This is a genomic window from Actinomadura sp. NPDC048955 (genome assembly GCF_040649435.1).
GTDB lineage: Bacteria > Actinomycetota > Actinomycetes > Streptosporangiales > Streptosporangiaceae > Spirillospora > Spirillospora luteofluorescens.
In genome coordinates this window covers 86,321-107,879 of the sequence record NZ_JBEZJI010000024.1, presented here as the reverse complement: position 1 = coordinate 107,879, position 21,559 = coordinate 86,321, and the positions used below count along the sequence as shown (strand labels likewise).

At 71.8% G+C, this 21,559-nt stretch carries 19 protein-coding genes; 7 read left to right on the top strand and 12 right to left on the bottom strand.

All coding sequences use genetic code 11. From position 1 onward, the window contains the following. Positions 1-34: 34 nt before the first annotated feature. The 4 genes from alaS to AB0C84_RS23155 form a co-directional block, all read right to left on the bottom strand. The gene (gene alaS, locus AB0C84_RS23170) at positions 35-2,704 is read right to left on the bottom strand and encodes an alanine--tRNA ligase (protein ID WP_361069788.1); all 2,670 of its coding nucleotides are present in this window, start codon (positions 2,702-2,704) and stop codon (positions 35-37) included. A gap of 1 nt (position 2,705) precedes the next feature. Next, the gene (locus AB0C84_RS23165) at positions 2,706-3,023 is read right to left on the bottom strand and encodes a hypothetical protein (protein ID WP_258943333.1); all 318 of its coding nucleotides are present in this window, start codon (positions 3,021-3,023) and stop codon (positions 2,706-2,708) included. Continuing rightward, on the bottom strand, positions 3,020-3,436 hold the full coding sequence (locus tag AB0C84_RS23160) for a DUF948 domain-containing protein (RefSeq protein ID WP_179848494.1): 417 nt from the start codon (positions 3,434-3,436) through the stop codon (positions 3,020-3,022). Before AB0C84_RS23160 ends, AB0C84_RS23165 begins: the two co-directional genes overlap by 4 nt. A 105-nt stretch (positions 3,437-3,541) precedes the next feature. After that, a complete protein-coding gene (locus AB0C84_RS23155) occupies positions 3,542-4,849 on the bottom strand; it encodes a replication-associated recombination protein A (RefSeq protein WP_361069825.1) in 1,308 nt (435 codons plus the stop codon). Between the two features lie 248 nt (positions 4,850-5,097). Between AB0C84_RS23155 and AB0C84_RS23150 the strand changes: the two genes are divergently transcribed. From AB0C84_RS23150 to AB0C84_RS23135, 4 genes are all read left to right on the top strand, one after another. Further along, positions 5,098-5,547, top strand: coding sequence for a hypothetical protein (locus AB0C84_RS23150; RefSeq protein ID WP_361069783.1), 450 nt, complete (start codon positions 5,098-5,100; stop codon positions 5,545-5,547). Between the two features lie 102 nt (positions 5,548-5,649). Then, entirely contained in the window at positions 5,650-6,285 is a 636-nt protein-coding gene (locus tag AB0C84_RS23145; protein ID WP_361069780.1) for a DUF3105 domain-containing protein, read from the top strand. Then, a complete protein-coding gene (locus tag AB0C84_RS23140; protein ID WP_361069777.1) occupies positions 6,282-6,908 on the top strand; it encodes a DUF305 domain-containing protein in 627 nt (208 codons plus the stop codon). Before AB0C84_RS23145 ends, AB0C84_RS23140 begins: the two co-directional genes overlap by 4 nt. A 65-nt stretch (positions 6,909-6,973) precedes the next feature. Then, positions 6,974-7,537: a TIGR03086 family metal-binding protein gene (locus AB0C84_RS23135; RefSeq protein WP_361069774.1), complete on the top strand. Its 564-nt coding sequence runs from the start codon at positions 6,974-6,976 to the stop codon at positions 7,535-7,537. 16 nt (positions 7,538-7,553) lie between these two features. On the opposite strand, the gene AB0C84_RS23130 is transcribed toward AB0C84_RS23135, so the two are convergent. Then, positions 7,554-8,789 carry a DUF349 domain-containing protein gene (locus tag AB0C84_RS23130; RefSeq protein WP_258943329.1) on the bottom strand — a complete coding sequence of 412 codons (1,236 nt, stop codon included), beginning with the start codon at positions 8,787-8,789 and terminating at the stop codon, positions 7,554-7,556. A 73-nt stretch (positions 8,790-8,862) separates the two neighbouring features. Then, positions 8,863-9,612: a peptidylprolyl isomerase gene (locus AB0C84_RS23125; RefSeq protein ID WP_179848488.1), complete on the bottom strand. Its 750-nt coding sequence runs from the start codon at positions 9,610-9,612 to the stop codon at positions 8,863-8,865. 222 nt (positions 9,613-9,834) lie between these two features. On the opposite strand from AB0C84_RS23125, the gene AB0C84_RS23120 reads away from it, so the two are divergent. From AB0C84_RS23120 to aspS, 3 genes are read left to right on the top strand one after another with little or no spacing between them, the layout of a single operon-like run. Continuing rightward, positions 9,835-10,530: an MBL fold metallo-hydrolase gene (locus AB0C84_RS23120; protein ID WP_361069769.1), complete on the top strand. Its 696-nt coding sequence runs from the start codon at positions 9,835-9,837 to the stop codon at positions 10,528-10,530. An 11-nt stretch (positions 10,531-10,541) separates the two neighbouring features. Continuing rightward, positions 10,542-11,822: a histidine--tRNA ligase gene (gene hisS / locus AB0C84_RS23115; RefSeq protein ID WP_258943328.1), complete on the top strand. Its 1,281-nt coding sequence runs from the start codon at positions 10,542-10,544 to the stop codon at positions 11,820-11,822. Next, the gene (gene aspS, locus AB0C84_RS23110; RefSeq protein ID WP_361069765.1) at positions 11,819-13,579 is read left to right on the top strand and encodes an aspartate--tRNA ligase; all 1,761 of its coding nucleotides are present in this window, start codon (positions 11,819-11,821) and stop codon (positions 13,577-13,579) included. The genes hisS and aspS overlap by 4 nt, the downstream gene beginning before the upstream one ends. A gap of 56 nt (positions 13,580-13,635) precedes the next feature. Here aspS and AB0C84_RS23105 read toward each other — a convergent pair whose 3' ends face one another. The 6 genes from AB0C84_RS23105 to ruvB form a co-directional block, all read right to left on the bottom strand. Then, positions 13,636-15,810: a bifunctional (p)ppGpp synthetase/guanosine-3',5'-bis(diphosphate) 3'-pyrophosphohydrolase gene (locus tag AB0C84_RS23105; protein WP_361069822.1), complete on the bottom strand. Its 2,175-nt coding sequence runs from the start codon at positions 15,808-15,810 to the stop codon at positions 13,636-13,638. 412 nt (positions 15,811-16,222) lie between these two features. Beyond that, positions 16,223-16,747 carry an adenine phosphoribosyltransferase gene (locus AB0C84_RS23100; RefSeq protein WP_089316298.1) on the bottom strand — a complete coding sequence of 175 codons (525 nt, stop codon included), beginning with the start codon at positions 16,745-16,747 and terminating at the stop codon, positions 16,223-16,225. Between the two features lie 12 nt (positions 16,748-16,759). Beyond that, the gene (gene secF / locus AB0C84_RS23095; RefSeq protein ID WP_258943326.1) at positions 16,760-17,929 is read right to left on the bottom strand and encodes a protein translocase subunit SecF; all 1,170 of its coding nucleotides are present in this window, start codon (positions 17,927-17,929) and stop codon (positions 16,760-16,762) included. Positions 17,930-17,931: 2 nt separating this feature from the next. After that, positions 17,932-19,740 carry a protein translocase subunit SecD gene (secD, locus tag AB0C84_RS23090; protein ID WP_361069760.1) on the bottom strand — a complete coding sequence of 603 codons (1,809 nt, stop codon included), beginning with the start codon at positions 19,738-19,740 and terminating at the stop codon, positions 17,932-17,934. A gap of 41 nt (positions 19,741-19,781) precedes the next feature. Then, positions 19,782-20,291, bottom strand: coding sequence for a preprotein translocase subunit YajC (gene yajC / locus AB0C84_RS23085; RefSeq protein WP_258943325.1), 510 nt, complete (start codon positions 20,289-20,291; stop codon positions 19,782-19,784). 175 nt (positions 20,292-20,466) lie between these two features. Next, positions 20,467-21,543, bottom strand: a complete 1,077-nt coding sequence (gene ruvB / locus AB0C84_RS23080) for a Holliday junction branch migration DNA helicase RuvB (protein ID WP_361069756.1) — start codon at positions 21,541-21,543, stop codon at positions 20,467-20,469. Between the last annotated feature and the right edge of the window lie 16 nt (positions 21,544-21,559).

The following is a 21,559-nucleotide window of genomic DNA, read 5'->3' as shown; positions in this document are numbered from 1 at the left end:
CGAGGCTCGCTTCTCCTGCCCCGTCGTGCCGGACTCACGCGGCCCCTACCGCCTGCTCGACGGCGGCGAGGGCATCGCCGATCGCGGCGGGGTTGGCGCCGCCCCCCTGGGCCAGGTCGTCCTTGCCGCCGCCGCCTCCGCCGAGCGCCTTGGCGGCCAGGCCGACGAGCGCGCCCGCCTTGAGGCCGCGGTCGCGCGCGCCCTGGGTGACGGCGATGACCACGACGGGGCGGTCCTTCGGCATGCCGGCGACCATCACGACCGCGGGGCGCGAGGTGAGGCGGCCGCGGATGTCGACGGCGAGCTTGCGCAGGTCGTCGGCGCCGGTGCCGTCGGGGGCGCGGTGCCCCACGAACGCGGTGCCGCCCACGTCCTTGGCGCCCTCGGCGAGGGACCCGGCGATCGCGAGGACCTGCTGGGAGCGCAGCTTCTCCAGCTCCCTCTCGGCGTCCCGCAGCCGGGCGACGACGCCGGACACGCGCTCGGGCAGCTCCTCCTTGCGGGTCTTCATCTGCTCGGCGAGCTGCGCCACGAGGACGCTCTCGCGGGCCAGGAAGCGGAAGGCGTCGATGCCGACGAGCGCCTCGACGCGCCGGACGCCGGCGCCGATGGACGACTCGCCCAGCACCTTGACCAGGCCGAGCTGCCCGCTGCGGGCGACGTGGGTGCCGCCGCACAGCTCGCGGGAGTAGTCGCCGACCTCGACGACCCGGACCTCGTCGCCGTACTTCTCGCCGAACAGCGCGAGCGCGCCCATCGCGCGGGCCTCGTCGATCGAGGTGTGGAAGGCGCGCACGTCCAGGTCGCCGACCAGGACCTCGTTGACCTCGTCCTCGACGTCGCGCAGCACGCTGGCGGGCACGGCGCCGGACGCGGTGAAGTCGAACCGGAACCGGCCGGGCGAGTTCTCCGACCCGGCCTGCGCGGCGGACTCGCCGAGCGCGCGGCGGAACCCGGCGTGCACCATGTGCGTCGCGGTGTGCGAGCGGGAGATCGCCCGGCGCCGCTCCACGTCGACCTCGGCGTAGGCGGTGTCGCCGGCCTGCGCCTCGCCGCTGCGGACGCGCCCGCGGTGCACGACGAGCCCGGCGAGGGGCGCCTGCACGTCGGTCACCTCGACCACGGCGCCGTTGCCGAACCTGATCAGGCCGTGGTCGGCGAGCTGGCCGCCGCCCTCGGCGTAGAACGGGGTGCGGTCGAGGACGACCTCGACCTCGGCGCCCTCCCCGGCGGCGGGCGCGTTGGCGCCGTTCACCAGCAGCCCCACGAGGCGGGCGTCGCCGGCGAGGCTGCCGTAGCCGGTGAAGTCGACCCTGCCGCCGGCGCCGGTGAGCAGCTCGTCCAGGACGGACACGTCGAGGTTGCCGGTCTTCTTGTCGCGGGCGTCCTTCTTCGCGCGGTCCCGCTGCTCCTTCATGAGCCGGCGGAAGCCCTCCTCGTCGACCTGGAGGCCCTGCTCGGACGCCATCTCCAGGGTGAGGTCGATCGGGAAGCCGTAGGTGTCGTGCAGCTTGAACGCCTGGTCGCCCGCCAGGGTCGCGCCGCCGGAGCGCTTGGTGTCCGCGACGGCGGTGTCGAAGATCGTGGTGCCGGTGCGCAGCGTCTGGAGGAAGGAGTCCTCCTCCGCGTCGATGACGGTGTGGATGTTCGCGGCGGTGCGCACCAGCTCCGGGTACTGCTCGCCCATCGCCTGGATCGCGACGGCCGACAGCTCGTGCATGAGCCCGGCGTCCTGCCCGCCGAGCAGGCGCAGGTTGCGGATGGAGCGGCGCAGGATGCGGCGCAGCACGTAGCCGCGGCCCTCGTTGCCGGGGCGGATGCCGTCGGCGACCATCATCGTGCCGCTGCGGACGTGGTCGGCGACGACGCGCAGCGACACGTCCGCGCGGTGGTCGCGGCCGTAGGCGGTGCCGGTCAGCCCGGCGGCGCGGTCGAGGACCCGCCAGAGGGTGTCGGTCTCGTAGATGTTGTCGACGCCCTGCAGGATCGCCGCCATGCGCTCCAGGCCCATGCCGGTGTCGATGTTCTTGGCCGGCAGGTCGCCGAGGATCGGGAAGTCGGTCTTGCTCTCCCCGGGGCCCCGCTCGAACTGCATGAAGACGAGGTTCCAGACCTCCAGGTAGCGGTCCTCGTCGGCGACGGGACCGCCCTCGCGGCCGTACTCGGGGCCGCGGTCGTAGTAGATCTCCGAGCAGGGGCCGCACGGGCCGGGCACGCCCATCGACCAGAAGTTGTCCTCCATTCCGCGCCGCTGGATGCGGTCGAGGGGGACGCCGACCTTGTCGTGCCAGATGTTCTGGGCCTCGTCGTCGTCCTTGAAGACGGTGACCCACAACCGGTCCTCGGGGAACCCGAAGCCGCCCTCGTCCCGCGACCGGGTCAGCAGCTCCCAGGCGAACGGGATCGCCTGCTCCTTGAAGTAGTCGCCGATGGAGAAGTTGCCCAGCATCTGGAAGAAGGTGGCGTGCCGCGTGGTCTTGCCGACCTCCTCGATGTCGGGCGTGCGCACGCATTTCTGCGCGCTCGTCATCCGCTGGGACGGCGGGGTGCGCTGGCCGAGGAAGTACGGCTTGAAGGGGACCATGCCGGCGTTGACCAGAAGCAGGGTCGGGTCCTCGGCGACCAGGCTGGCCGAGGGCACCACCGTGTGCCCGCGCTCCTCGAAGAACCCGAGGAAGCGGCGTGCGACCTCTGCCGACTCCATATCAGTGGCCATCCTTGTCGTTCTCGATGATCGTGTATCTCGCCTTGAGCACGCGGCGGGCCGGCGGCCCCCCGTCCGGCGGGGCCTGGTCCATGCGGACGGCCTCGCGCAGCTCCTCCTCACGGGCCCGCATCTCGGTACGGACGTCGGAGGCGAAAAGCCTCAACCGCTCGCCGGCGCCCTGCCCGGTCGACACCGCCCGCGCCGCGACGCTCTCGGGCGACAGGGCGCGCGCGAAGCGCTCCACGCGCCGCTTGACGCGGTGCGTGGCGTAGACGCCTGCGCCGGCGCCGACCGAGAGCCAGAACAGCCGCCTCATCTGCGCCCCCTGCCCGGGGAGCGGGCCGGCAGCTCCGGACGTCCGGACGCGGCGCGCTCCTCCCCGTCGCGGTTGCCGAGGGCCTTGCGGACGCCGTAGGAGAAGGCGGCGGCCTTCACCAGCGGCCCGCCGACCACCGAGGTCATCACGGTGGTGACGGCCGAGACGTTCTGGGTGACGCCGGCGACCTGCTTGGTGATGACGTCGGTCCGGCCGAGCTGCTCGTTGGCGCGCTTCACCGTCCGGGTCATGTCGTCCATCAGCGGGCCGGCCTGCTCGCCGATGTCGTGGACGAGATCGCTGGCCTCGCCGAGGAGCTTGGAGAGCTTCAGCAGGGTGAGCGCGATGAACGAGACGAGCACCGCCCAGAACACGGCCACGATGAGGCCTGCTAGCTGTCCACCAGTAAGCATCAGGGCTTTCCGTTCGCGTGAGGCCGGCACGGGGCCGGGCATGGCCTGACAGACCTTACCGGTCCACCGCGCCGCTTGGCGGGAGCACCGGGCGGCGAAGAACGATCATCGCCGGTCCGCGGCGCCGCGCAGGACGGAGCGGATCCGCGCGAGCACCTCGGTGAACCGGGCTTCCGCGCCGTGCCTGGTCGGGCGATAGTACTCCCGTCCGTCGACCGCGTCGGGCGCGTACTGCTGGCGGACCACGCCGCCGGGGTGGTCGTGCGCGTACTTGTAGCCCTGCCCGTGCCCGATCTTCGCGGCGCCCTTGTAGTGGGCGTCGCGCAGGTGCCCCGGGACGGGCCCGGCGAGCCCCTTGCGGACGTCGCCGAGCGCGCCGTCCACCGCCGTGATCACCGCGTTGGACTTCGGCGCGAGGGAGAGGTGGATCACCGCCTGGGCCAGGTTGATGCGGGCCTCGGGCAGGCCGACGAACTCCACCGCCTGCGCGGCGGCGACCGCGGTCTGCAGGGCGGTCGGGTCGGCCATGCCGACGTCCTCGCTGGCGTGCACGATCAGCCGCCGGGCGATGAACCGGGCGTCCTCGCCGGCCTCGATCATGCGGGCGAGGTAGTGCAGCGCCGCGTCGACGTCGCTGCCGCGGATGCTCTTGATGAACGCGCTGATGACGTCGTAGTGCTGGTCGCCCTCGCGGTCGTAGCGGACGGCGGCCCGGTCGACGGCCTTCTCCAGCACGTCCGCGTCGATCGCGCCGCCGTCGTCGACGACGAGCGCGGCGGCCTCCAGGTAGGTGAGGGTGCGGCGGGCGTCGCCCCCGGCCAGCCGGACGAGGTGGTCCTCCGCGGCCGGGTCGAGGGTGACCGCCCCGTTCAGCCCGCGCTCCTCGGCGAGGGCGCGGCGGATCACCTCGCGCAGGTCGTCCTCGCCGAGCGGCTCCAGGGTGAGCAGCAGGGAGCGCGACAGCAGCGGGCTGATGACGGAGAAGAACGGGTTCTCGGTGGTGGCGCCGATGAAGGACACCCAGCGGTTCTCCACGGCGGGCAGGAGGGCGTCCTGCTGGGCCTTGTTGAAGCGGTGCACCTCGTCGACGAACAGGACCGTCTGCCGACCCGTCATGCCGAGCTCGCGGCGCGCCAGGTCGATCTCGGCGCGGACGCGCTTGACGCCGTCGCTGACCGCGGAGACCTCCACGAAGCGGCGGGAGGTGACGTGGCTGACGACGGTGGCGAGGGTGGTCTTGCCCGTGCCGGGCGGGCCCCACAGCACGAGCGACATGGGCACGTCACGGTCGACGAGCTGCCGGATCGGCGTGCCCGGGCCGAGCAGGTGGCCCTGCCCGACGACCTCGTCAAGGGCGCGGGGCCGCATCCGGACGGCGAGGGGCTGCTCCGCGCCGCCCCGGGCCGGCGCCATCGGCGGCGAGGCCCGCACGTCCGCCGAGACCGCCCCGTCCCGCTCCGGAGCGTCGAAAAGGCCCTCCGGCTCGCCCGATTCCGCCCTGCTGGTCACGCTCCGACACTATCTCGCGGCGCGGACAGTCCCGGACTGTCCCGCAGGTCCACGGCGGGCGGCCGCGTGGTTCCCCGACATGCGGCGGGCGGGAACCCGGAGGGCGGCTGCGGCGTTGGAACAGCCCGGAAGACGCGATCAGGAGCGTGACGGTGTCCGGTACGGCCCCCCGTCGACGCCACGGGCTGGCAGGGCTGCTCGTGGCGCTCTTCGCCGTGGGCGGGCTGGTGTTCAGCTACGGGCTGGGCCACGCTCCCCCGCCGCGCGTGTGCACCCAGCACGCCGTGAGCGTTCCCGTCGGCGCCCTCTCGGCGTCCACCGGCCACGAGCAGCCGGGCGCCGGGGCCGGGACGCTCCACGGCCCTCACGGCCCCGCAGAGGGCGTGTCGGCCGTCTCCCCGCTGAGGCTGCCCGCGCGCGCCCCCATGGACGTGTGCCTGTGCCTGGCCGTCCTGTTCACCCTGGTCCTGCTGGGCCTGGCCGCCGTGCTGCGCCGGCCTGTCTCCCGCCTGCCCGCGCGCATCGGCTGGGCATTCGCCCCGCTGCCCTGCGCCCGGCTCGTCCCCGCGTCGCAGCCCTCCCTCCAGGTCCTCCGGCTGTAGACGGACCGGCCCTTCGGCCGTTCGCCCGCCCGCATCGTGCCTTCGCCGATGCGGCGCGGCCCTGTCCGTTCTGACCTACAGCACCCCTGAGAGGACGCCCGCATGTCCAAGAGCGCCCGTAACAAGAACGCGCGTCACCAGAACGCGCGCGGCAAGACCGCCACGAAGAACGCACTGACGCAGCGCGAGGTCCCGTGGGGAGGCATCGTGTTCTTCGCGGTGATCGGCCTGGTGGCGGTCGTCGCCATCGGTTTCACGTTCATGCAGACCAGGTCGTCGTCCGCCGACGGCTCCTCCTCCATCCGCGGCCTGGTGACCAAGGGCGGGCTCGGCCGGGGCCACGTCGGCGGCAGCGTCAAGTACGACACCGCTCCGCCCATGGGCGGCGACCACAACCCCGTCTGGCAGAACTGCGACGGCCGCGTCTACGAGACGCCGCTGCTGAACGAGCACGCCGTCCACTCGCTGGAGCACGGCGCCGTCTGGATCACCTACCGGCCCGGCCTCCCCGCGGACCAGCTCGACGCGCTCAAGGGGAAGGTCTCCGCGACCGACTACACGCTGCTCAGCCCCTACCCGGACCAGGACTCGCCGGTCACGCTCACCGCGTGGGGCAGGCAGGTGAAGCTCCAGCAGGCCACCGACACCCGGGTGGACCAGTTCCTGCGGGCCTTCGTGAAGGGCCCGCAGACCCCCGAGCCGGGCGCGGCCTGCTCCGGCGGCAAGGACGCCCCGTGAGCGAGGCCCCCGCGGCGCCGCGGGGGCGGCGTGTCACCGTCGTTCTCGCGGCCCTGGTGCTGCTCACGGGCGCCGTCCTGGTCGCGCTCGCCGTCTTCCGTTCGGAGCGGCCCGGCACGGACGGCCCCGAAGCCGGGTTCGCCCGCGACATGAGCGTGCACCACGCGCAGGCGGTGCGGATGTCGTTCATCGTCAGGGACCGCACGGACGATCCCGAGACCCGGCTGCTGGCCTACGACATCATCAACCCCCAGTCCGCCCAGATCGGCATGATGACGGCCTGGCTGGACGAGTGGGGCGTGCCCAAGGCCGACCCGTCCGGCCGCATGCGCTGGATGTCCGGGCACGGCGGCCACCGGGGCGGCGCGGCCGCCATGCCGGGCATGGCGACCCGCGGACAGCTCGCCGACCTGGAGAAGGCGTCCGGCCGCGCCGCCGAAGTGCTGTTCCTGAAGCTGATGGTCGCGCACCACCGCGGCGGCGCGGGCATGGCGCGGGCGGTGCTGGAGCGCACCGGGCACGACCGGGTGCGGCGGCTGGCCCGCACGATGGCGGAAGGGCAGCAGGCGGAGATCACGCAGATGAACGCGATGCTCCGGCAGCGCGGCTCCCCCGCCGCGTGAGCCGGGACCCGCGACCTTCGCGATAGCGCTTGACAGGGCCGCCGGATCGCGCGTCACTGACCACCATGGCTCACAACCTCAGCGGCTACCACCGGGCCCTCGACCTCTTCGAGGGCCTGGTGGCCGGCGTCGCCCGCGACGGGTGGGACGTGCCCTCGCCCTGCGCGGGGTGGACCGCCCGGGACGTCGCCGGCCACGTGACCGGCGGCCAGTTCCTGGTCCGGGCGCTGGCCTCGGGAGAGCCCGAGCCCGACGTCAACACCGACCCCGCGCGGTTCGTCGCGGGCGACGTCCTGATGAGCTGGCGGGCGGCCCGCAAGGAGTGCGCGGCGGCCCTCACCCCCGACGCGCTCGGCCGCCCCATCCCGTTCGACGGGCTGGGCGAGCTGCCGCTGGGCGACTTCCTGGAGGGCTACATCCTGGAGCCGCTGGTGCACGCCTGGGACCTGGCCCGGGCGACGGGCCAGCCGTCGCGCCTCGACCCGGACCTCGTCCACCACGCGTTCGCCACGGCCCAGGTGGTCGCCGCCTCGCTGCGGAGCGAAGGACACCTGGCACCGCCCCTGCCCGCCCCGCGCGGGGCGGACGAGCAGACGCGCATGCTCGCCTTCCTGGGCCGCACGGCCTAGGAAGGCGGCGAGGGGCTCAGGAGAACTCGGCGAGGGTGCGCTCGGCCTCTTCGAGCCAGGCGCGGCGGGCGCTGAGGGCCTCCTCGGCCTCCTTGACGTCCTTCTGGCGGCCGGCCTCGCGGGCCTTGCCGAGCCGCTTCTCCAGCTGCTCGATGGAGCTGCGCAGCTGGCCCACCGTGGCCTCGGCGCGGGCGCGGGCCTCGGGGTTGGTGCGGCGCCACTCGTTCTCCTCGGCGGAGCGGACGGCCTCCTCGATCTTGCGGAGCCGCCCCTCCAGCCGGTCGCGCTGGTCGCGCGGCACCATCCCGGCGGCCTCCCAGCGCTCCTGGACCGCGCGCAGGGACTGGCGGGCCTGCCGGACGTCCCGCACCGGCAGCAGCCGCTCGGCCTCGGCGAGGATCTTCTCCTTCTCCTCGGCGTTGCCGCGGAACTCGGCGTCGCGCTCGGCGAACGCCGCGCCGCGGGCCTGGAAGAAGGTGTCCTGGGCGCCCTTGAAGCGGGCCCACAGGTCCTCCTCGGCGTCCCGGGAGGCGCGCCCGGCAAGCTTCCAGCGGCGCATCAGGTCGCGGTAGGCGGCGGCCGTGTCGCCCCAGTCGGTGGAGCCCGACATCGCCTCGGCCTCGGCGACGAGGCGCTCCTTCTCCCGCCGGGCCTCCTCGCGCTGGTCGTCGAGGGTGGCGAAGTAGGCCTTGCGGCGCTTGGTGAAGGCGTTGCGGGCGGCCGACAGCCGCTTCCACAGCGCGGTCTCGGTGGGGCGGTCGATGCGGTCGGCGGCCTTCCACTCCTCGACCAGCAGGCGCAGGCGCTCGCCGCCGTTCTTCCAGTGCGTCTCCTCGACCGCGATGCGCTCGGCCTCGGCGACGATCCGCTCCTTGACCTCGCGGGCCTCGTGCCGGTGCTGCTCGCGCTGGGCCTTGACCTCCTCGCGGCGCCTCCCGACCTGCTGCGACAGGCCCTCCAGGCGGCGCAGGAGGGCGTCGAGGTCGCCGACGGCGTGCGCCTCGGAGACGGCCTCGCGCAGCCGGTCGATGCCCTGCTGGGCCTGGGCCGGCTGCAAGTCGGTGGTGCGGACCCGCTGTTCGAGCAGGCCGATCTCGGTGGCGAGCGCGTCGTACTTGCGCTTGAAGTAGGACAGGGCCTCTTCGGGCGCGCCGGCCTGCCAGGAGCCGACGACCCGCTCGCCGTCGGCCGTCCTGACATAGACGGTGCCGTCCTCGTCCACCCGGCCCCAGGGATCGGTCGCGCTGGACACCCTTGCCTCCTGAATCGCGGGTCCGGACGCGCTCACGGCGACCGGACCCTCCACACCTTAGTATCCCGTTCGCCTATTTCCCGGCGATCGTGACGTCCTGGATCTCTACCTTCTTCTTGGGCTTGCCGTCGCCCTTGGGGTCCGAACCCGCGTCGGCGATCTTCTTCAGCACGTCCAGCCCCTTGGTGATCTTCCCGAACACCGTGTAGTCCGGCGGGAGCTGCGAGTCCTTGTAGACCATGAAGAACTGGCTGCCGTTGGAGTCCGGGAGGCTGCTGTGCGCCATGGCGAGCGTGCCCTCGGTGTACATGGCGCCGTTGGTGTTCTCGTTGGCGAACTGGTAGCCCGGGCCGCCGGTGCCCTTCGCGGTCGGGTCGCCGCACTGCAGGACGTTGAGCCCGCCGCTCGTCAGCCGGTGGCACGAGGTCTTGTCGAAGAAGTTCTTCTGCGCCAGGTACGTGAAGGAGTTGACCGTGCACGGGGCCTTGCCGCCGTACAGCTGCACCTCCACGTCGCCCTGGTTGGTCTTCATCGTCGTCTGGACGACGTCCGTGTAGGCGGGCTTGCCCGGAGGGGTGCCGACACCCTTGGGCGCACCGTCCTGCTGGGCCGCCTTGTAGGTGCACCGCGGCCCGGCCGCGGTGGACTCGTCGTCCTTGGTGAGCACCATGAACGCGGCGCCGCCGACGACGATGACCGCCACCACCGCCGCGGCGGAGATGATCTTGAGTCGGCGCGCCCGCGCCGCCTCCTGCGCCTGCCGCTGCTGCTGGCGCTCGTAGCGCTGCCGCGCGAGCTGCTTCTTGCGGTCCTTCGCCGCCACGTGCCTCGCCTCTCCGGTGTGATCAGGTGAACGTGCAGCGCATAGTAGCGGTACCCGGGAGTAAAAGCGTCTCCGCGTTCAGGGAGCGCCGTCCCGCCCGGCCGCGGCCCCGGCGGGCCGCGCCCCGCGACACGTCGGCCGCGCCAACTCGTTCGCGGTGGCCGTGGCCGCGCCGGTACCCTCGAACACGCCCACCCGAGATGGTTCTAAGGAAGGACGACCGTGCTCGTCGCCGGGTTCCCCGCTGGATCGTTCGCCGCGAACTGCTATGTCGTGGCGCCCGCCGCCGGTGAGGAGTGCGTGATCATCGATCCCGGGCAGGACGCCGAGGCCGGGATCGAGGAACTCCTGCGCGAGCACCGGCTGAAGCCGGTCGCGGTGCTGCTGACGCACGGCCATCTCGACCACGTCTGGTCGGTGGCCCCGGTCTGCGGCGCCAAGGACGTCCCGGCCTACGTCCATCCCGACGACCGCGACCTGCTGACCGATCCGGCCAAGGGCCTATCCCTGGGCGTCGGGCAGCAGCTGTTCGGGGGCCTGGAGCTGTCCGAGCCCGACGACGTGCGCGAACTGCCCGACGGGGCGGTGCTGGAGCTGGCCGGGCTGAGCTTCACCGTCGACCACGCCCCGGGCCATACGCCCGGGTCGGTGACGTTCCGGACGCCGAAGGCCCAGCAGATCCCGGACGTGATGTTCACCGGCGACCTGCTGTTCGCCGGCTCCATCGGGCGCACCGACCTGCCGGGCGGATCGTACGAGCAGATCCTCGCCAGCCTGTCCCGGGTGTGCCTCACGATGCCCGACGAGACGGCCGTCCTGCCCGGCCACGGCGACCAGACCACAATCGGCCGCGAGCGTGTGACCAATCCGTTCCTTTCGGAGTTGGTACCCGCGGACGGACCTGACAAGGGATTCTGATCTAAAAGACCATGAGTTCGAGTTTCCGGGCCCCGAAGGGGGTCAGCGAATACGTCCCGCCGCGCGCGGACCTCTTCTACGCCATCCGGGAGGCCTTCGCCGAGCAGGCGAGGCTGGCCGGTTACGGCTACCTGGAACTGGCGGTGTTCGAGGACACCAACCTGTTCCGGCGCGGCGTCGGCGAGTCCACCGACGTGGTGTCCAAGGAGATGTACACCTTCGAGGACAGGGGCGGCAGGTCCCTGACGCTGCGCCCCGAGTTCACCGCGTCGGTGCTGCGCTCCGTCCTGGAGAACAACCTGCACAAGGGCTCGCTGCCGGTGAAGGTGTGGACCACCGGGCCCGCGTTCCGGGCCGAGCGCCCGCAGCAGGGCCGCTACCGGCAGTTCTACCAGCTCGACCTGGAGGCGATCGGCAGCGAGGACCCGCAGGTCGACGCCGAGACGATCGCGATCGCGTGGAACTGGTACCGGTCCCTCGGCCTGACCCGGGTGCGGCTGCTGCTGAACTCGCTCGGCTGCAAGGAGTGCCGCCCCGCCTACCGGGCCCTGCTGCAGGACTTCCTGCGCGGCCTGGACCTGGACGACGACACCCGCGCCCGCGTCGAGATCAACCCGCTGCGGGTGCTGGACGACAAGCGCCCGAAGGTCCGCGAGCAGCTCGCGGGCGCCCCGCTGATGGCCGACCACCTGTGCCCGGCGTGCAAGGCGCACCACGACCGCGTCCGGGAACTGCTCGCCGACCTCGGCATCGCGTGGGAGGACACCCCCACCCTCGTCCGGGGCCTGGACTACTACACCCGCACGACCTACGAGTTCGACCACCCGCTGCTCGGCGCCCAGTCCGGCATCGGCGGCGGCGGCCGCTACGACGGGCTGTCGGAGGACATCGGCGGCCCCCCGCTGCCGGGAATCGGGTTCGGGCTCGGCCTGGACCGGACGGTCCTCGCGCTGGAGGCCGAGTCGTCGGACGGGCAGGGCCCCGCCTTCGCCGCCGAGCCGCGCTGCGAGGCGTTCGGCGTGGCGCTCGGCGACACCGCCGAGCGGCGCATGTTCGCGCTCGTCGACGAGCTGCGCCGCGCCGGGATCGCGGCCGACATGGCGTTCGGCGGCAAGAGGCTGAAGGGCGCCATGAAGGACGCGGACCGCTCGGGCGCCCGGTACGCCGTGATCCTCGGGGAGCGAGATATCGCGGACGGCGTCGCCCAGGTCAAGGACCTGGCCGAGGGCGAGCAGACCGCCGTCCCGCTCACCGACCTCACCACGACGTTGAAGGAAAGGCTCTCGAAATGATCCGCACCCATGAGGCGGGCACGCTCCGCAAGGAGCACGCCGGGCAGCAGGTAACGCTGGCCGGCTGGGTCGGCCGCCGCCGCGACCACGGCGGCGTCACGTTCATCGACCTGCGCGACGCGTCCGGCACCGCGCAGGTCGTCTTCCGCGAGGAGGACACCGCGCACGACCTGCGCGCCGAGTACTGCGTCAAGGTCGTCGGCGAGGTCCGCGTCCGGCCGGAGGGCAACGAGAACCCCGAGCTCCCCACCGGCGGCGTCGAGGTCGCCGCCGCCCGCATCGAGGTGCTCTCCGACGCGGCGCCGCTGCCGTTCCCCATCGAGGGCGACGTCAACGTCAACGAGGAGATCCGCCTCAAGTACCGCTACCTCGACCTGCGCCGCGAGAGCGTCGCGCGGGCGATGAAGGTCCGCTCGGAGGCCTCGTTCCTGACGCACGAGGTGATGCGCGAGCACGGGTTCGTGAACGTGGAGACGCCCACCCTCACCCGGTCCACCCCCGAGGGCGCCCGCGACTTCCTCGTCCCCGTCCGGCTCCAGCCGGGCCACTGGTACGCGCTCCCCCAGTCGCCGCAGCTGTTCAAGCAGCTCCTCATGGTCGGCGGCCTCGAACGCTACTACCAGATCGCCCGCTGCTACCGCGACGAGGACTTCCGCGCCGACCGGCAGCCCGAGTTCACCCAGATCGACATCGAGATGTCCTTCGTCGACCAGGACGACGTCCTGACGGTCGGCGAGGACCTCGTGGCGCGCCTGTGGAAGGAGATCGCCGGGTACGAGATCCCCCGCCCGATCCCCCACATCACCTACGCCGACGCGCTGGCCCGCTACGGCTCCGACAAGCCCGACCTGCGGTTCGGCAACGAGCTGACCGACATGACCGAGTACTTCGCCGACACGTCCTTCCGCGTGTTCCAGGCCCCCTACGTCGGCGCGGTCGTCATGCCCGGCGGCGCGTCCCAGACCCGCAAGGAACTGGACGGCTGGCAGGACTGGGCGAAGGCACGCGGCGCCCGCGGCCTCGCCTACGTGCTCGTCCAGGAAGACGGCACCCTCGGCGGCCCGGTCGCCAAGAACCTCTCCGACACCGAGAAGGCGGGTCTCGCCGCCAAGACCGGCGCCTCCCCCGGCGACGCGGTCTTCTTCGGCGCCGGCAAGCGGCACTCCACGCAGGAGCTCCTCGGCGCGGCCCGCCTGGAGATCGGCCGCCGCCGCGGCCTGATCGACGAGTCCGCCTGGAAGTTCGTCTGGGTCGTGGACGCGCCGATCTTCGAGCCCGTCGAGGACGACAAGGGCGAGCAGATCGGCTGGACGTCGGTGCACCACCCGTTCACCGCGCCCAAGCCCGAGTACGCCGACACCTTCCACGACGACCCGGGCACCGCCCTCGCCGACGCCTACGACCTCGTCCTGAACGGGAACGAGATCGGCGGCGGCTCCATCCGTATCCACCGCGCCGAGATGCAGCAGCGCGTCTTCGACGTGCTGGGCCTGTCCAAGCAGGAGGCGGAGTCGAAGTTCGGCTTCCTGCTGGAGGCGTTCAAGTTCGGCCCGCCCCCGCACGGCGGCATCGCGTTCGGCTGGGACCGGGTGGTCATGCTCCTCGCCCGCCAGGAGTCGATCCGCGACGTGATCGCCTTCCCGAAGGCCGCCTCCGGCCACGACCCCCTGACCGCCGCGCCGACCCCCATCACCCCGGAGCAGCGCGCGGAGGCCGGGGTCGACTTCGTCCCCGAGGACGAGCCCGCCGAGAACTGACCCGTACGCGAAGGGGCGGCCGCAGGCGCGGCCGCCCCTTCGCGTGTACGGGCCTCTTACTTGGTGGCGCCGCTGGTCACCCGGTAGACGTCGTAGACGCCGTCGATGGAGCGGACGGCCTTCAACACGTGGCCGAGATGCTTCGGGTCGCCCATCTCGAAGGTGAAACGGCTGACGGCGACGCGGTCGCGGGTCGTGGTGACCGACGCCGACAGGATGTTGACGTGCTGGTCGGACAGGACGCGGGTCACGTCCGACAGCAGGCGGGGCCGGTCGAGCGCCTCCACCTGGATCGCGACGAGGAACACCGAGTCCTCGCCCGGGGACCACTTGACGTCGATCAGGCGGTCGGGCTGCGCCCGCAGGCTCTCGACGTTCGCGCAGTCGGAGCGGTGGACGGAGACGCCGTGGCCGCGGGTCACGAAGCCGACGATGTCGTCGCCGGGCACCGGGGTGCAGCAGCGCGACAGCCTGACCCACACGTCCGGGTCGTCGGCGACGACGACGCCCGGATCGCCGGCGGGGCGGCTGCGCTTGCGGCGCGTCGGCAGCGCGATCTCGGCGAGGTCCTCTTCGGCGCTCTCCACGCCGCCGAGGGCGTCGACCAGGCGCTGCACGACGTGCTGCGCGGAGACCTGGCTCTCGCCCACGGCCGCGTACAGGGACGACACGTCCGGGTAGCGCATGTCGCGGGCGAGGGCGAGGAGGGCCTCGCCGGACATCATCCGCTGCAGCGGCATGTTCTGCTTGCGCATCGCGCGGGCGATGGCGTCCTTGCCGGACTCGATCGCGGTGTCGCGGCGCTCCTTGGAGAACCAGTGCTTGATCTTGTTGCGGGCGCGGGCGCTCTTGACGAAGCCGAGCCAGTCGCGGCTCGGGCCCGCGTCCTGCGACTTGGAGGTGAAGACCTCGACGGTGTCGCCGTTGTCGAGGGTCGATTCGAGGGGGACGAGACGGCCGTTGACACGGGCGCCGATACATCGGTGCCCGACCTCGGTGTGGATCGCGTACGCGAAGTCGACGGGGGTGGCGCCCTGCGGCAGCGCGATCACGTCGCCCTTGGGCGTGAACACGAAGACCTCGGAGACCGACAGGTCGAAGCGCAGCGACTCCAGGAACTCGGCCGGGTCGGCGGTCTCCTTCTGCCAGTCGAGGAGCTGGCGCAGCCACTGCATGTCACCGGCCTTGCGGCCGCCGACCGTCTCCTCCTTGTACTTCCAGTGCGCGGCGACGCCGTACTCGGCGCGGCGGTGCATGCCCCAGGTGCGGATCTGCAGCTCGACGGGCTTGCCCTCCGGGCCGATCACCGTCGTGTGCAGCGACTGGTACATGTTGAACTTCGGCATCGCGATGTAGTCCTTGAACCGGCCGGGGACCGGGTTCCATCGCGCGTGGATCGAGCCGAGGGCGGCGTAGCAGTCGCGGACGCTGTCGACGAGGACCCGGATGCCGACCAGGTCGTAGATGTCGTCGAAGCTGACGTCCCGCGCGATCATCTTCTGGTAGATCGAGTAGTAGTGCTTCGGCCGGCCCGTCACGGTGGCCTTGATCCGGGCCTCGCGCAGGTCGGTGGAGACGTTCTCGATCACTTCCTGCAGGTAGACGTCGCGGCGCGGGGCGCGCTCGGACACCAGGCGGGCGATCTCGTCGAACCGCTTGGGGTACAGCGTGGCGAACGCGAGGTCCTCCAGCTCCCACTTGAGCGTGTTCATCCCGAGGCGGTGCGCGAGCGGCGCGAACACCTCCAGGGTCTCGCGGGCCTTCTTCTCCTGCTTGTGCCGCGGCATGTAGCGCAGCGTGCGCATGTTGTGCAGCCGGTCGCCGAGCTTGATCACCAGGACGCGGATGTCGCGGGACATCGCCACGACCATCTTGCGGACGGTCTCGGCCTCCGCGGCCTCCCCGTACTTGACCTTGTCGAGCTTGGTGACCCCGTCGACCAGGGCGGCGATCTCGTCGCCGAACTCGGCGCTGAGCTGGTCGAGGGTGTAGGGGGTGTCCTCGACGGTGTCGTGCAGCAGCGCCGCGCAGAGCGTCTCGGTGTTCATGCCGAGCTCGGCGAGGATGGTGGCGACCGCGAGCGGATGGGTGATGTACGGGTCGCCGCTCTTGCGCTTCTGGTGCCGGTGGTAGTGCGCGGCCACGTCGTAGGCGCGCTCGATGAGCCGGAGGTCCGCCTTCGGATGCGTGTTGCGGACCGTCTTGATCAGTGGTTCGAGTACCGGGTTCATAGCGGGGCCGCGCTGGGCGCCCAACCTGGCGAGCCTACGGCGCACCCGGGCGGCGGACGGCGGGATCGTGGCCGGCGTGGGCCTGGACGGGACGGCGGGCCCGGACGCGTCATCGCCGTCCGGGGTGGCGCCAGGGCCTGGAGCTGGGGGGGCATCGGATCTCGACGAGGGCTGGACGGGCGGGGCGGACGCGGGCGTCCGCGCGGCGGGCTCGTCGGGCTCGGGCGGCCGGACGTCGGGCGGTGGTGGCGCGCGCCGTTGCTCGGCGGCGGTGTTCACCGCGTCTGTCGATACCACCTCACCTGGCACCCAGCCTCCCTAGTCCACCCCGGGCGCCGCACCCGCCGTCGCGCGGGCCGCGCCCGTTCCCACCGGACCCTGATGGCGTCAGTGTATCCGGCCCTATTTCGTACTAGACCGTAACCAGGGAATGAACGTCCAGATTCCCCAGCTTGTCGCGTCCGTGCAGGAACGACAGCTCAAGGAGGACCGACAGTCCGACGACCTCGCCGCCGCCCCGCCGGACGAGTTCGGCGGTGGCCCTGGCCGTGCCTCCGGTGGCCAGGACGTCGTCGACGATCAGTACCCGGTCGCCGGGTTCGAAGGCGTCGAGATGGATCTCGATCGTCTCGCTCCCGTACTCGAGATCATAGGTCTCCGCGTCCGTCGCCGAGGGCAGTTTCCCCTTCTTGCGCACCGGGACGAAGCCCGCCCCGAAGTGGTAGGCGACGGGCGCGGCGAGGATGAACCCGCGGGCCTCGATACCGACGATCTTGTCGATGGTGCCGCGGCCGTGGTGGTTGACCACCGCGTCGACCACCCCGGCGAACGCCACATGGTCGGCCAGCAGAGGGGTGATGTCCTTGAACATCACCCCCTGCTTGGGATAGTCGGGGATGTCGCGGATCCGCTCCTGGATCAGCTTGCCGAGGTCCACTCCGTCCCCGCCCTACTTGCCGCCGCGGCGCTGCTGCCGCGACCCGCGCTTCGGCTGCTGCCGCGACCCGCTCTGCACGACCTTCCGCACGGTGACCGTGCTGCGGACGTCGGAAACGTCCTGGTCGGCGCGCTCGCCCGCGTCGTCGTCGGACGGGGCGTCCTCCGCCGAGGCGGCGGAGGCACCGGCTCCGGCCTTGACCTTGGTCTTGGCCGCGCGCTTGGTGCTCTGCTCGCGCCGGGCGATGTTCTCCCGGATCTGCTTGTACTTCGGCTCGCGCTCCTTGAACTGGACGAGCAGCGGCGTCGCCACGCAGATCGAGGAGTACGTGCCGACGATCATGCCGACGAACAGGGCGAGCGACAGGTCCTTCAGCGTGCCGGCGCCGAACAGCGTCGTCCCGATGAACAGGATCGCGCCGACCGGCAGGATCGCCACCAGGGAGGTGTTGAGCGAGCGGACCAGGGTGCTGCTGAGCGCCTGGTTGGCGGCCTCGCTGTAGGTCGTCCTGGAGGTCGGGCCGAGCGGCTTGGTGACCTCCTTGATCATGTCGAAGACGACGACCGCGTCGTACAGCGAGTAGCCGAGGATCGTCAGGAAGCCGAGCAGCGTGGCCGGGGTCACCTCGAAGCCCGACCAGGCGTAGATGCCCGCCGTGATCACCAGGTCGTGGACGAGCGCGACCACCGCGGCCACGGCCATCCGCCACTCGAACGCCACCGACAGGTAGACGATGATCAAGATCATGAAGACGAGCAGCGCCTGCCACGCCTTCTTCTGGATCTCACCGCCCCACGAGGCGCCGACGACCTGGGTGCTGACCTTGTCGGCCGGGACGGTCAGCTCCTTGGAGACGCTCGTCTTGACCTCGGTGACCCGGTCGGAGGACAGGCTCTCGGTCGTGACCCGCCAGTCGCCGCCCGCCTTCTGCACGATCACCTGGTGGGCGCCGCCGTCGCCGACGGCGCTGCGCACCTGCTCGATCGACGCGCTCGGCGCCTTGAAGGTGAAGACGGAGCCGCCCTTGAACTCCACGCCGAAGTTGAGGCCCTGCACCAGCAGGCCCGCGATCGACAGCGCCAGCAGCAGCCCGGAGATCGTGTACCAGATCTTCGGCCGGCCGACGATGTCCGCGCTGATCTCGCCCCGGTAGATCCGGGAGATGGCCGCACGCGTTCCCATGCTCAGGCCTCCTGGCTCGTCGTGCGGGCGGCTGGGGCGGAGGTGTCCTGCGCCTTGTGCAGGCGCCTCGGATCGAGGCCGGACATCGGATGCCCGCGCCCGAAGAAGTTCGTGCGCGCCAGCAGCGCGACCAACGGCTTGGTGAAGAAGAACACCACGATGACGTCGATGAGCGTCGTGAGGCCCATCGCGAACGCGAACCCGGCGACGCCGCCGACCGCGAGGAAGTACAGCACCAGCGCCGCGAGGAAGGTGACGGCGTCGGCGACGAGGATGGTGCGCCGCGCCCGCTTCCAGGCGTTCTCCACCGACGAGCGCAGCTTGCGCCCGGCCCGCAGCTCGTCCCTCAGCCGCTCGAAGTAGACGATGAACGAGTCGGCCGTGATGCCGATGGACACGATCAGGCCGATGATGTGCGGCAGGGAGAGCCGGAAGCCCATCCCCTCACCGAGGATCACCACCGCCTCGTAGGTGATGACCGACGCCACGACCAGGCTGGACACCGCCACCAGGCCGAGGCCCCGGTAGTAGAACAGGCAGTAGAGCACCACCAGGCCGAGCCCGATCGCGCCGGCGATCAGCCCGCCGGTCAGCTGGTCGGAGCCCAGCGTGGACGACACCTCGTCGATGGAGCTCTGCTTGAACTCCAGCGGCAGCGCCCCGTACTTGAGCACGTTGGCGAGGTCGGTGGCGTACTGCTGGTTGAAGCTGTCGGGCGGGCCGTCGATGCTGGCCGTGCCGCCCGTGATGGCGCCCTCGCGGATGCTCGGCGCGGAGACGACCTGCCCGTCGAGGACGATCGCGACCTGCGCCTGCGGGGAGGACGGGTTCTGCTGGTAGGCCTGGGACGCGGCGGTGGTGACCTCGCCGAACTGGCGGGCGCCCGTGCCGTCGAACTTCAGCGAGACCGACCAGCTGGCCTGGCCCTGCTGGGCGTTCGGCGGCATCGCGCTCGCCGAGGAGACGTTCTCGCCCAGCACCCGGACCGGGCCGAGGATGTACTTGGCGGCCTGGCCGCTCTCCTCGTCCTGGTCGCAGGCGGCGACGAACTTGCGGTTCGGGTCGTTGGAGCCCGGGGCCCGCCGGTCGCCGCTGTAGCAGTTCAGCGCCTCGAACTGGCTGATCACGGCTTTGTCGGTGACGCCCGGGTAGTCCTGCGCGGGGGCCGTGGGCTGCCCGGACGGCTGGCCCAGCGGCGACGACGCCGACGGTGCGGGCGACGCGGCGGCGGAACCGGACGGCTTGGGCGTCGGGGCCGCCAGCGCCCCCGACACGGCCCGGCCGCGCGGGGTGGACGACGCCGACGGCGACGCGCCCCCCGAGGGAGAGGCCGACGCGGACGGCGACGGGCTCTTGCCCCCGTCCTTCTTCTCCCCCGTGCCCTTCGTCGGGCTGGAGGACGGGACGGGCGCCGCCCCGCTCGACGGCTTCCCGTCGGCGACCGCGAACACCTGGCGGAACTGCAGCTTGGCCGTCGTCCCGATCAGGTTGACGACGCGGCCCTGCCCCTCACCGGGGACGTTCACCACGATGTTGTTGCTGCCCTGCTTGGCGACCTCGGCGTCGGAGACCCCCAGACCGTTGACGCGCTTCGTCATGATCTTGACGGCCTGGTTCATCTGGTCGGCCGGGGGATTCTTGCCGTTCGCGGTCTTGGCCGTGAGCGTCACGGTAGTCCCGCCGGCGAGGTCCAGGCCCAGCTTGGGCTTCGTCTGCCCCTGCCAGACCGCCAGACCGGCCATGACCACCATGATCGCGAAGAGCGCGAGGAGCGTGCGCCCGGGCTTGGGAGCATTCTTGGGCGGAGCCACTTGTCGTCGTACTTCCCGTCGTATCGTCGCCGTGAGAGGGGTCAGGCGGGCTTGTCGCCCGCCTCGACCTTCGCCTTCCCCTTCGGCTTGGACTCGGGCTCGCCGTCCTCGCCCGCGGCGTCCGCGGCGGGCGCGGCCTCGTCGTCGCCGTCCTTGGACAGGTCGACCTCGGAGCCGTCCTTGGACAGGTCGACGCGGTCGCCGTCCTCGTCCTCGGCGTCCTCGTCGTGCTCGTCGTCGAGCTCCTCGGGGTCGTCGTCCTTGAGGACCTGCATGACGGCCTGCTTGACGAACCGAACCTCTACGCCGTCGGCGATCTCCAGCACGATTCCGTCGTCGTCGACCGACACGACGGTCGCGCGGATACCGCTGGTCGTCAGGACGCGGGCGCCCGGCTCCATGGCGTTCTGCATCTGCATCTGCTCTTTGCGGCGCTTGCTCTGCGGCCGGATGAGCAGGAAGTAGAAGACCAGTGGCACGGCGAGAAGCAGGAGCAGATTGAAGGACCCGCTACCACCCGAGCCCGCCGCGAGAATAATGTCGCTGCCCATTACTGGGGCATCCTTCCGATGTCGATTGCCCAGCCTGTGACCAGACCGGTCACGTGCAACGGGACCGCCGGCTGGAGACGGTGAACCAAGTCCCGGAGTCTAGAGAGTACGCGAGACCCCGGCAACGAGGCGACGATCGACGACGCCGGGAAGTTCCCAACCCGTTATCAGATGATCACTCTTCCGTCCGGCCGGCGTCCCGGTCCAGGTCGAACAGGGTGCCCGCCATCGGCGCCGTCGGCGGCTGGGCAAGCCCCAGGTGCGCCCACGCGGCGGCCGTGGCGACCCTTCCGCGCGGCGTCCTGGCGAGCAGGCCCTGCCGGACGAGGAACGGCTCCGCGACGACCTCGACGGTCTCGGGCTCCTCCCCCACCGACACGGCCAGCGTCGACAGGCCCACCGGCCCGCCGCCGAACTTGCGCATCAGCGACTCCAGGACGGAACGGTCGAGCCGGTCAAGGCCCCGTTCGTCCACCTCGTACAACGCCAGGGCGGCGCGGGCCGATTCCCGCGTGATCACACCGTCGGCGCGCACCTCGGCGTAGTCGCGGACGCGGCGCAGCAGCCGGTTGGCGATCCGGGGCGTGCCGCGCGAGCGCCCGGCGACCTCGGCGGCGGCGTCGTCGGAGATCTCCACGTCCAGCAGCCGGGCGGACCGGCGGACGATGATCTCCAGTTCGGCGGGCTCGTAGAAGTCCATGTGCGCGACGAAGCCGAAGCGGTCGCGCAGCGGACCGGGCAGCATGCCCGCCCGCGTGGTGGCGCCCACCAGCGTGAACGGGGCGATGTCCAGCGGGATCGCCGTCGCCCCGGGGCCCTTGCCCACGACGACGTCGACGCGGAAGTCCTCCATCGCCATGTAGAGCATCTCCTCGGCGGGCCGCGCCAGCCGGTGGATCTCGTCCAGGAACAGCACCTCGCCTTCGGCGAGGGTCGACAGCACGGCCGCGAGATCGCCGGCCCGCTCGATCGCCGGCCCCGAGGAGATCCGCAGCGGCTGCCCCAACTCCGCCGCGATGATCATGGCGAGGGTGGTCTTGCCGAGCCCGGGCCCGCCCGACAGCAGGACGTGGTCGGGGGTCCGGCCGCGTCCGAGCGCGCCGTGCAGCACCAGCGAGAGCTGCTCGCGGACCCGCTCCTGCCCGACGAAGTCGTCCAGCTTCTTCGGCCGCAGCGCGGCCTCGATCTGCTGCTCCTCGGTCCCGCCGGCGTCCGCGGACACCAGCCGCTCCGTCTCGTCGGTCTCGCTCATCCCGGCTCCCCGCGCC

Bases quoted from the DNA above. Each gene is read 5' to 3' on its own strand.
- alaS (WP_361069788.1), bottom strand. From the start codon at position 2,704: ATGGAGTCGGCAGAGGTCGCACGCCGCTTCCTCGGGTTCTTCGAGGAG.
- AB0C84_RS23165 (WP_258943333.1), bottom strand. From the start codon at position 3,023: ATGAGGCGGCTGTTCTGGCTCTCGGTCGGCGCCGGCGCAGGCGTCTAC.
- AB0C84_RS23160 (WP_179848494.1), bottom strand. From the start codon at position 3,436: ATGCTTACTGGTGGACAGCTAGCAGGCCTCATCGTGGCCGTGTTCTGG.
- AB0C84_RS23155 (WP_361069825.1), bottom strand. From the start codon at position 4,849: ATGGCGCCGGCCCGGGGCGGCGCGGAGCAGCCCCTCGCCGTCCGGATG.
- AB0C84_RS23145 (WP_361069780.1), top strand. From the start codon at position 5,650: ATGTCCAAGAGCGCCCGTAACAAGAACGCGCGTCACCAGAACGCGCGC.
- AB0C84_RS23135 (WP_361069774.1), top strand. From the start codon at position 6,974: ATGGCTCACAACCTCAGCGGCTACCACCGGGCCCTCGACCTCTTCGAG.
- hisS (WP_258943328.1), top strand. From the start codon at position 10,542: ATGAGTTCGAGTTTCCGGGCCCCGAAGGGGGTCAGCGAATACGTCCCG.
- aspS (WP_361069765.1), top strand. From the start codon at position 11,819: ATGATCCGCACCCATGAGGCGGGCACGCTCCGCAAGGAGCACGCCGGG.
- AB0C84_RS23105 (WP_361069822.1), bottom strand. From the start codon at position 15,810: ATGAACCCGGTACTCGAACCACTGATCAAGACGGTCCGCAACACGCAT.
- secF (WP_258943326.1), bottom strand. From the start codon at position 17,929: ATGGGAACGCGTGCGGCCATCTCCCGGATCTACCGGGGCGAGATCAGC.
- yajC (WP_258943325.1), bottom strand. From the start codon at position 20,291: ATGGGCAGCGACATTATTCTCGCGGCGGGCTCGGGTGGTAGCGGGTCC.
- ruvB (WP_361069756.1), bottom strand. From the start codon at position 21,543: ATGAGCGAGACCGACGAGACGGAGCGGCTGGTGTCCGCGGACGCCGGC.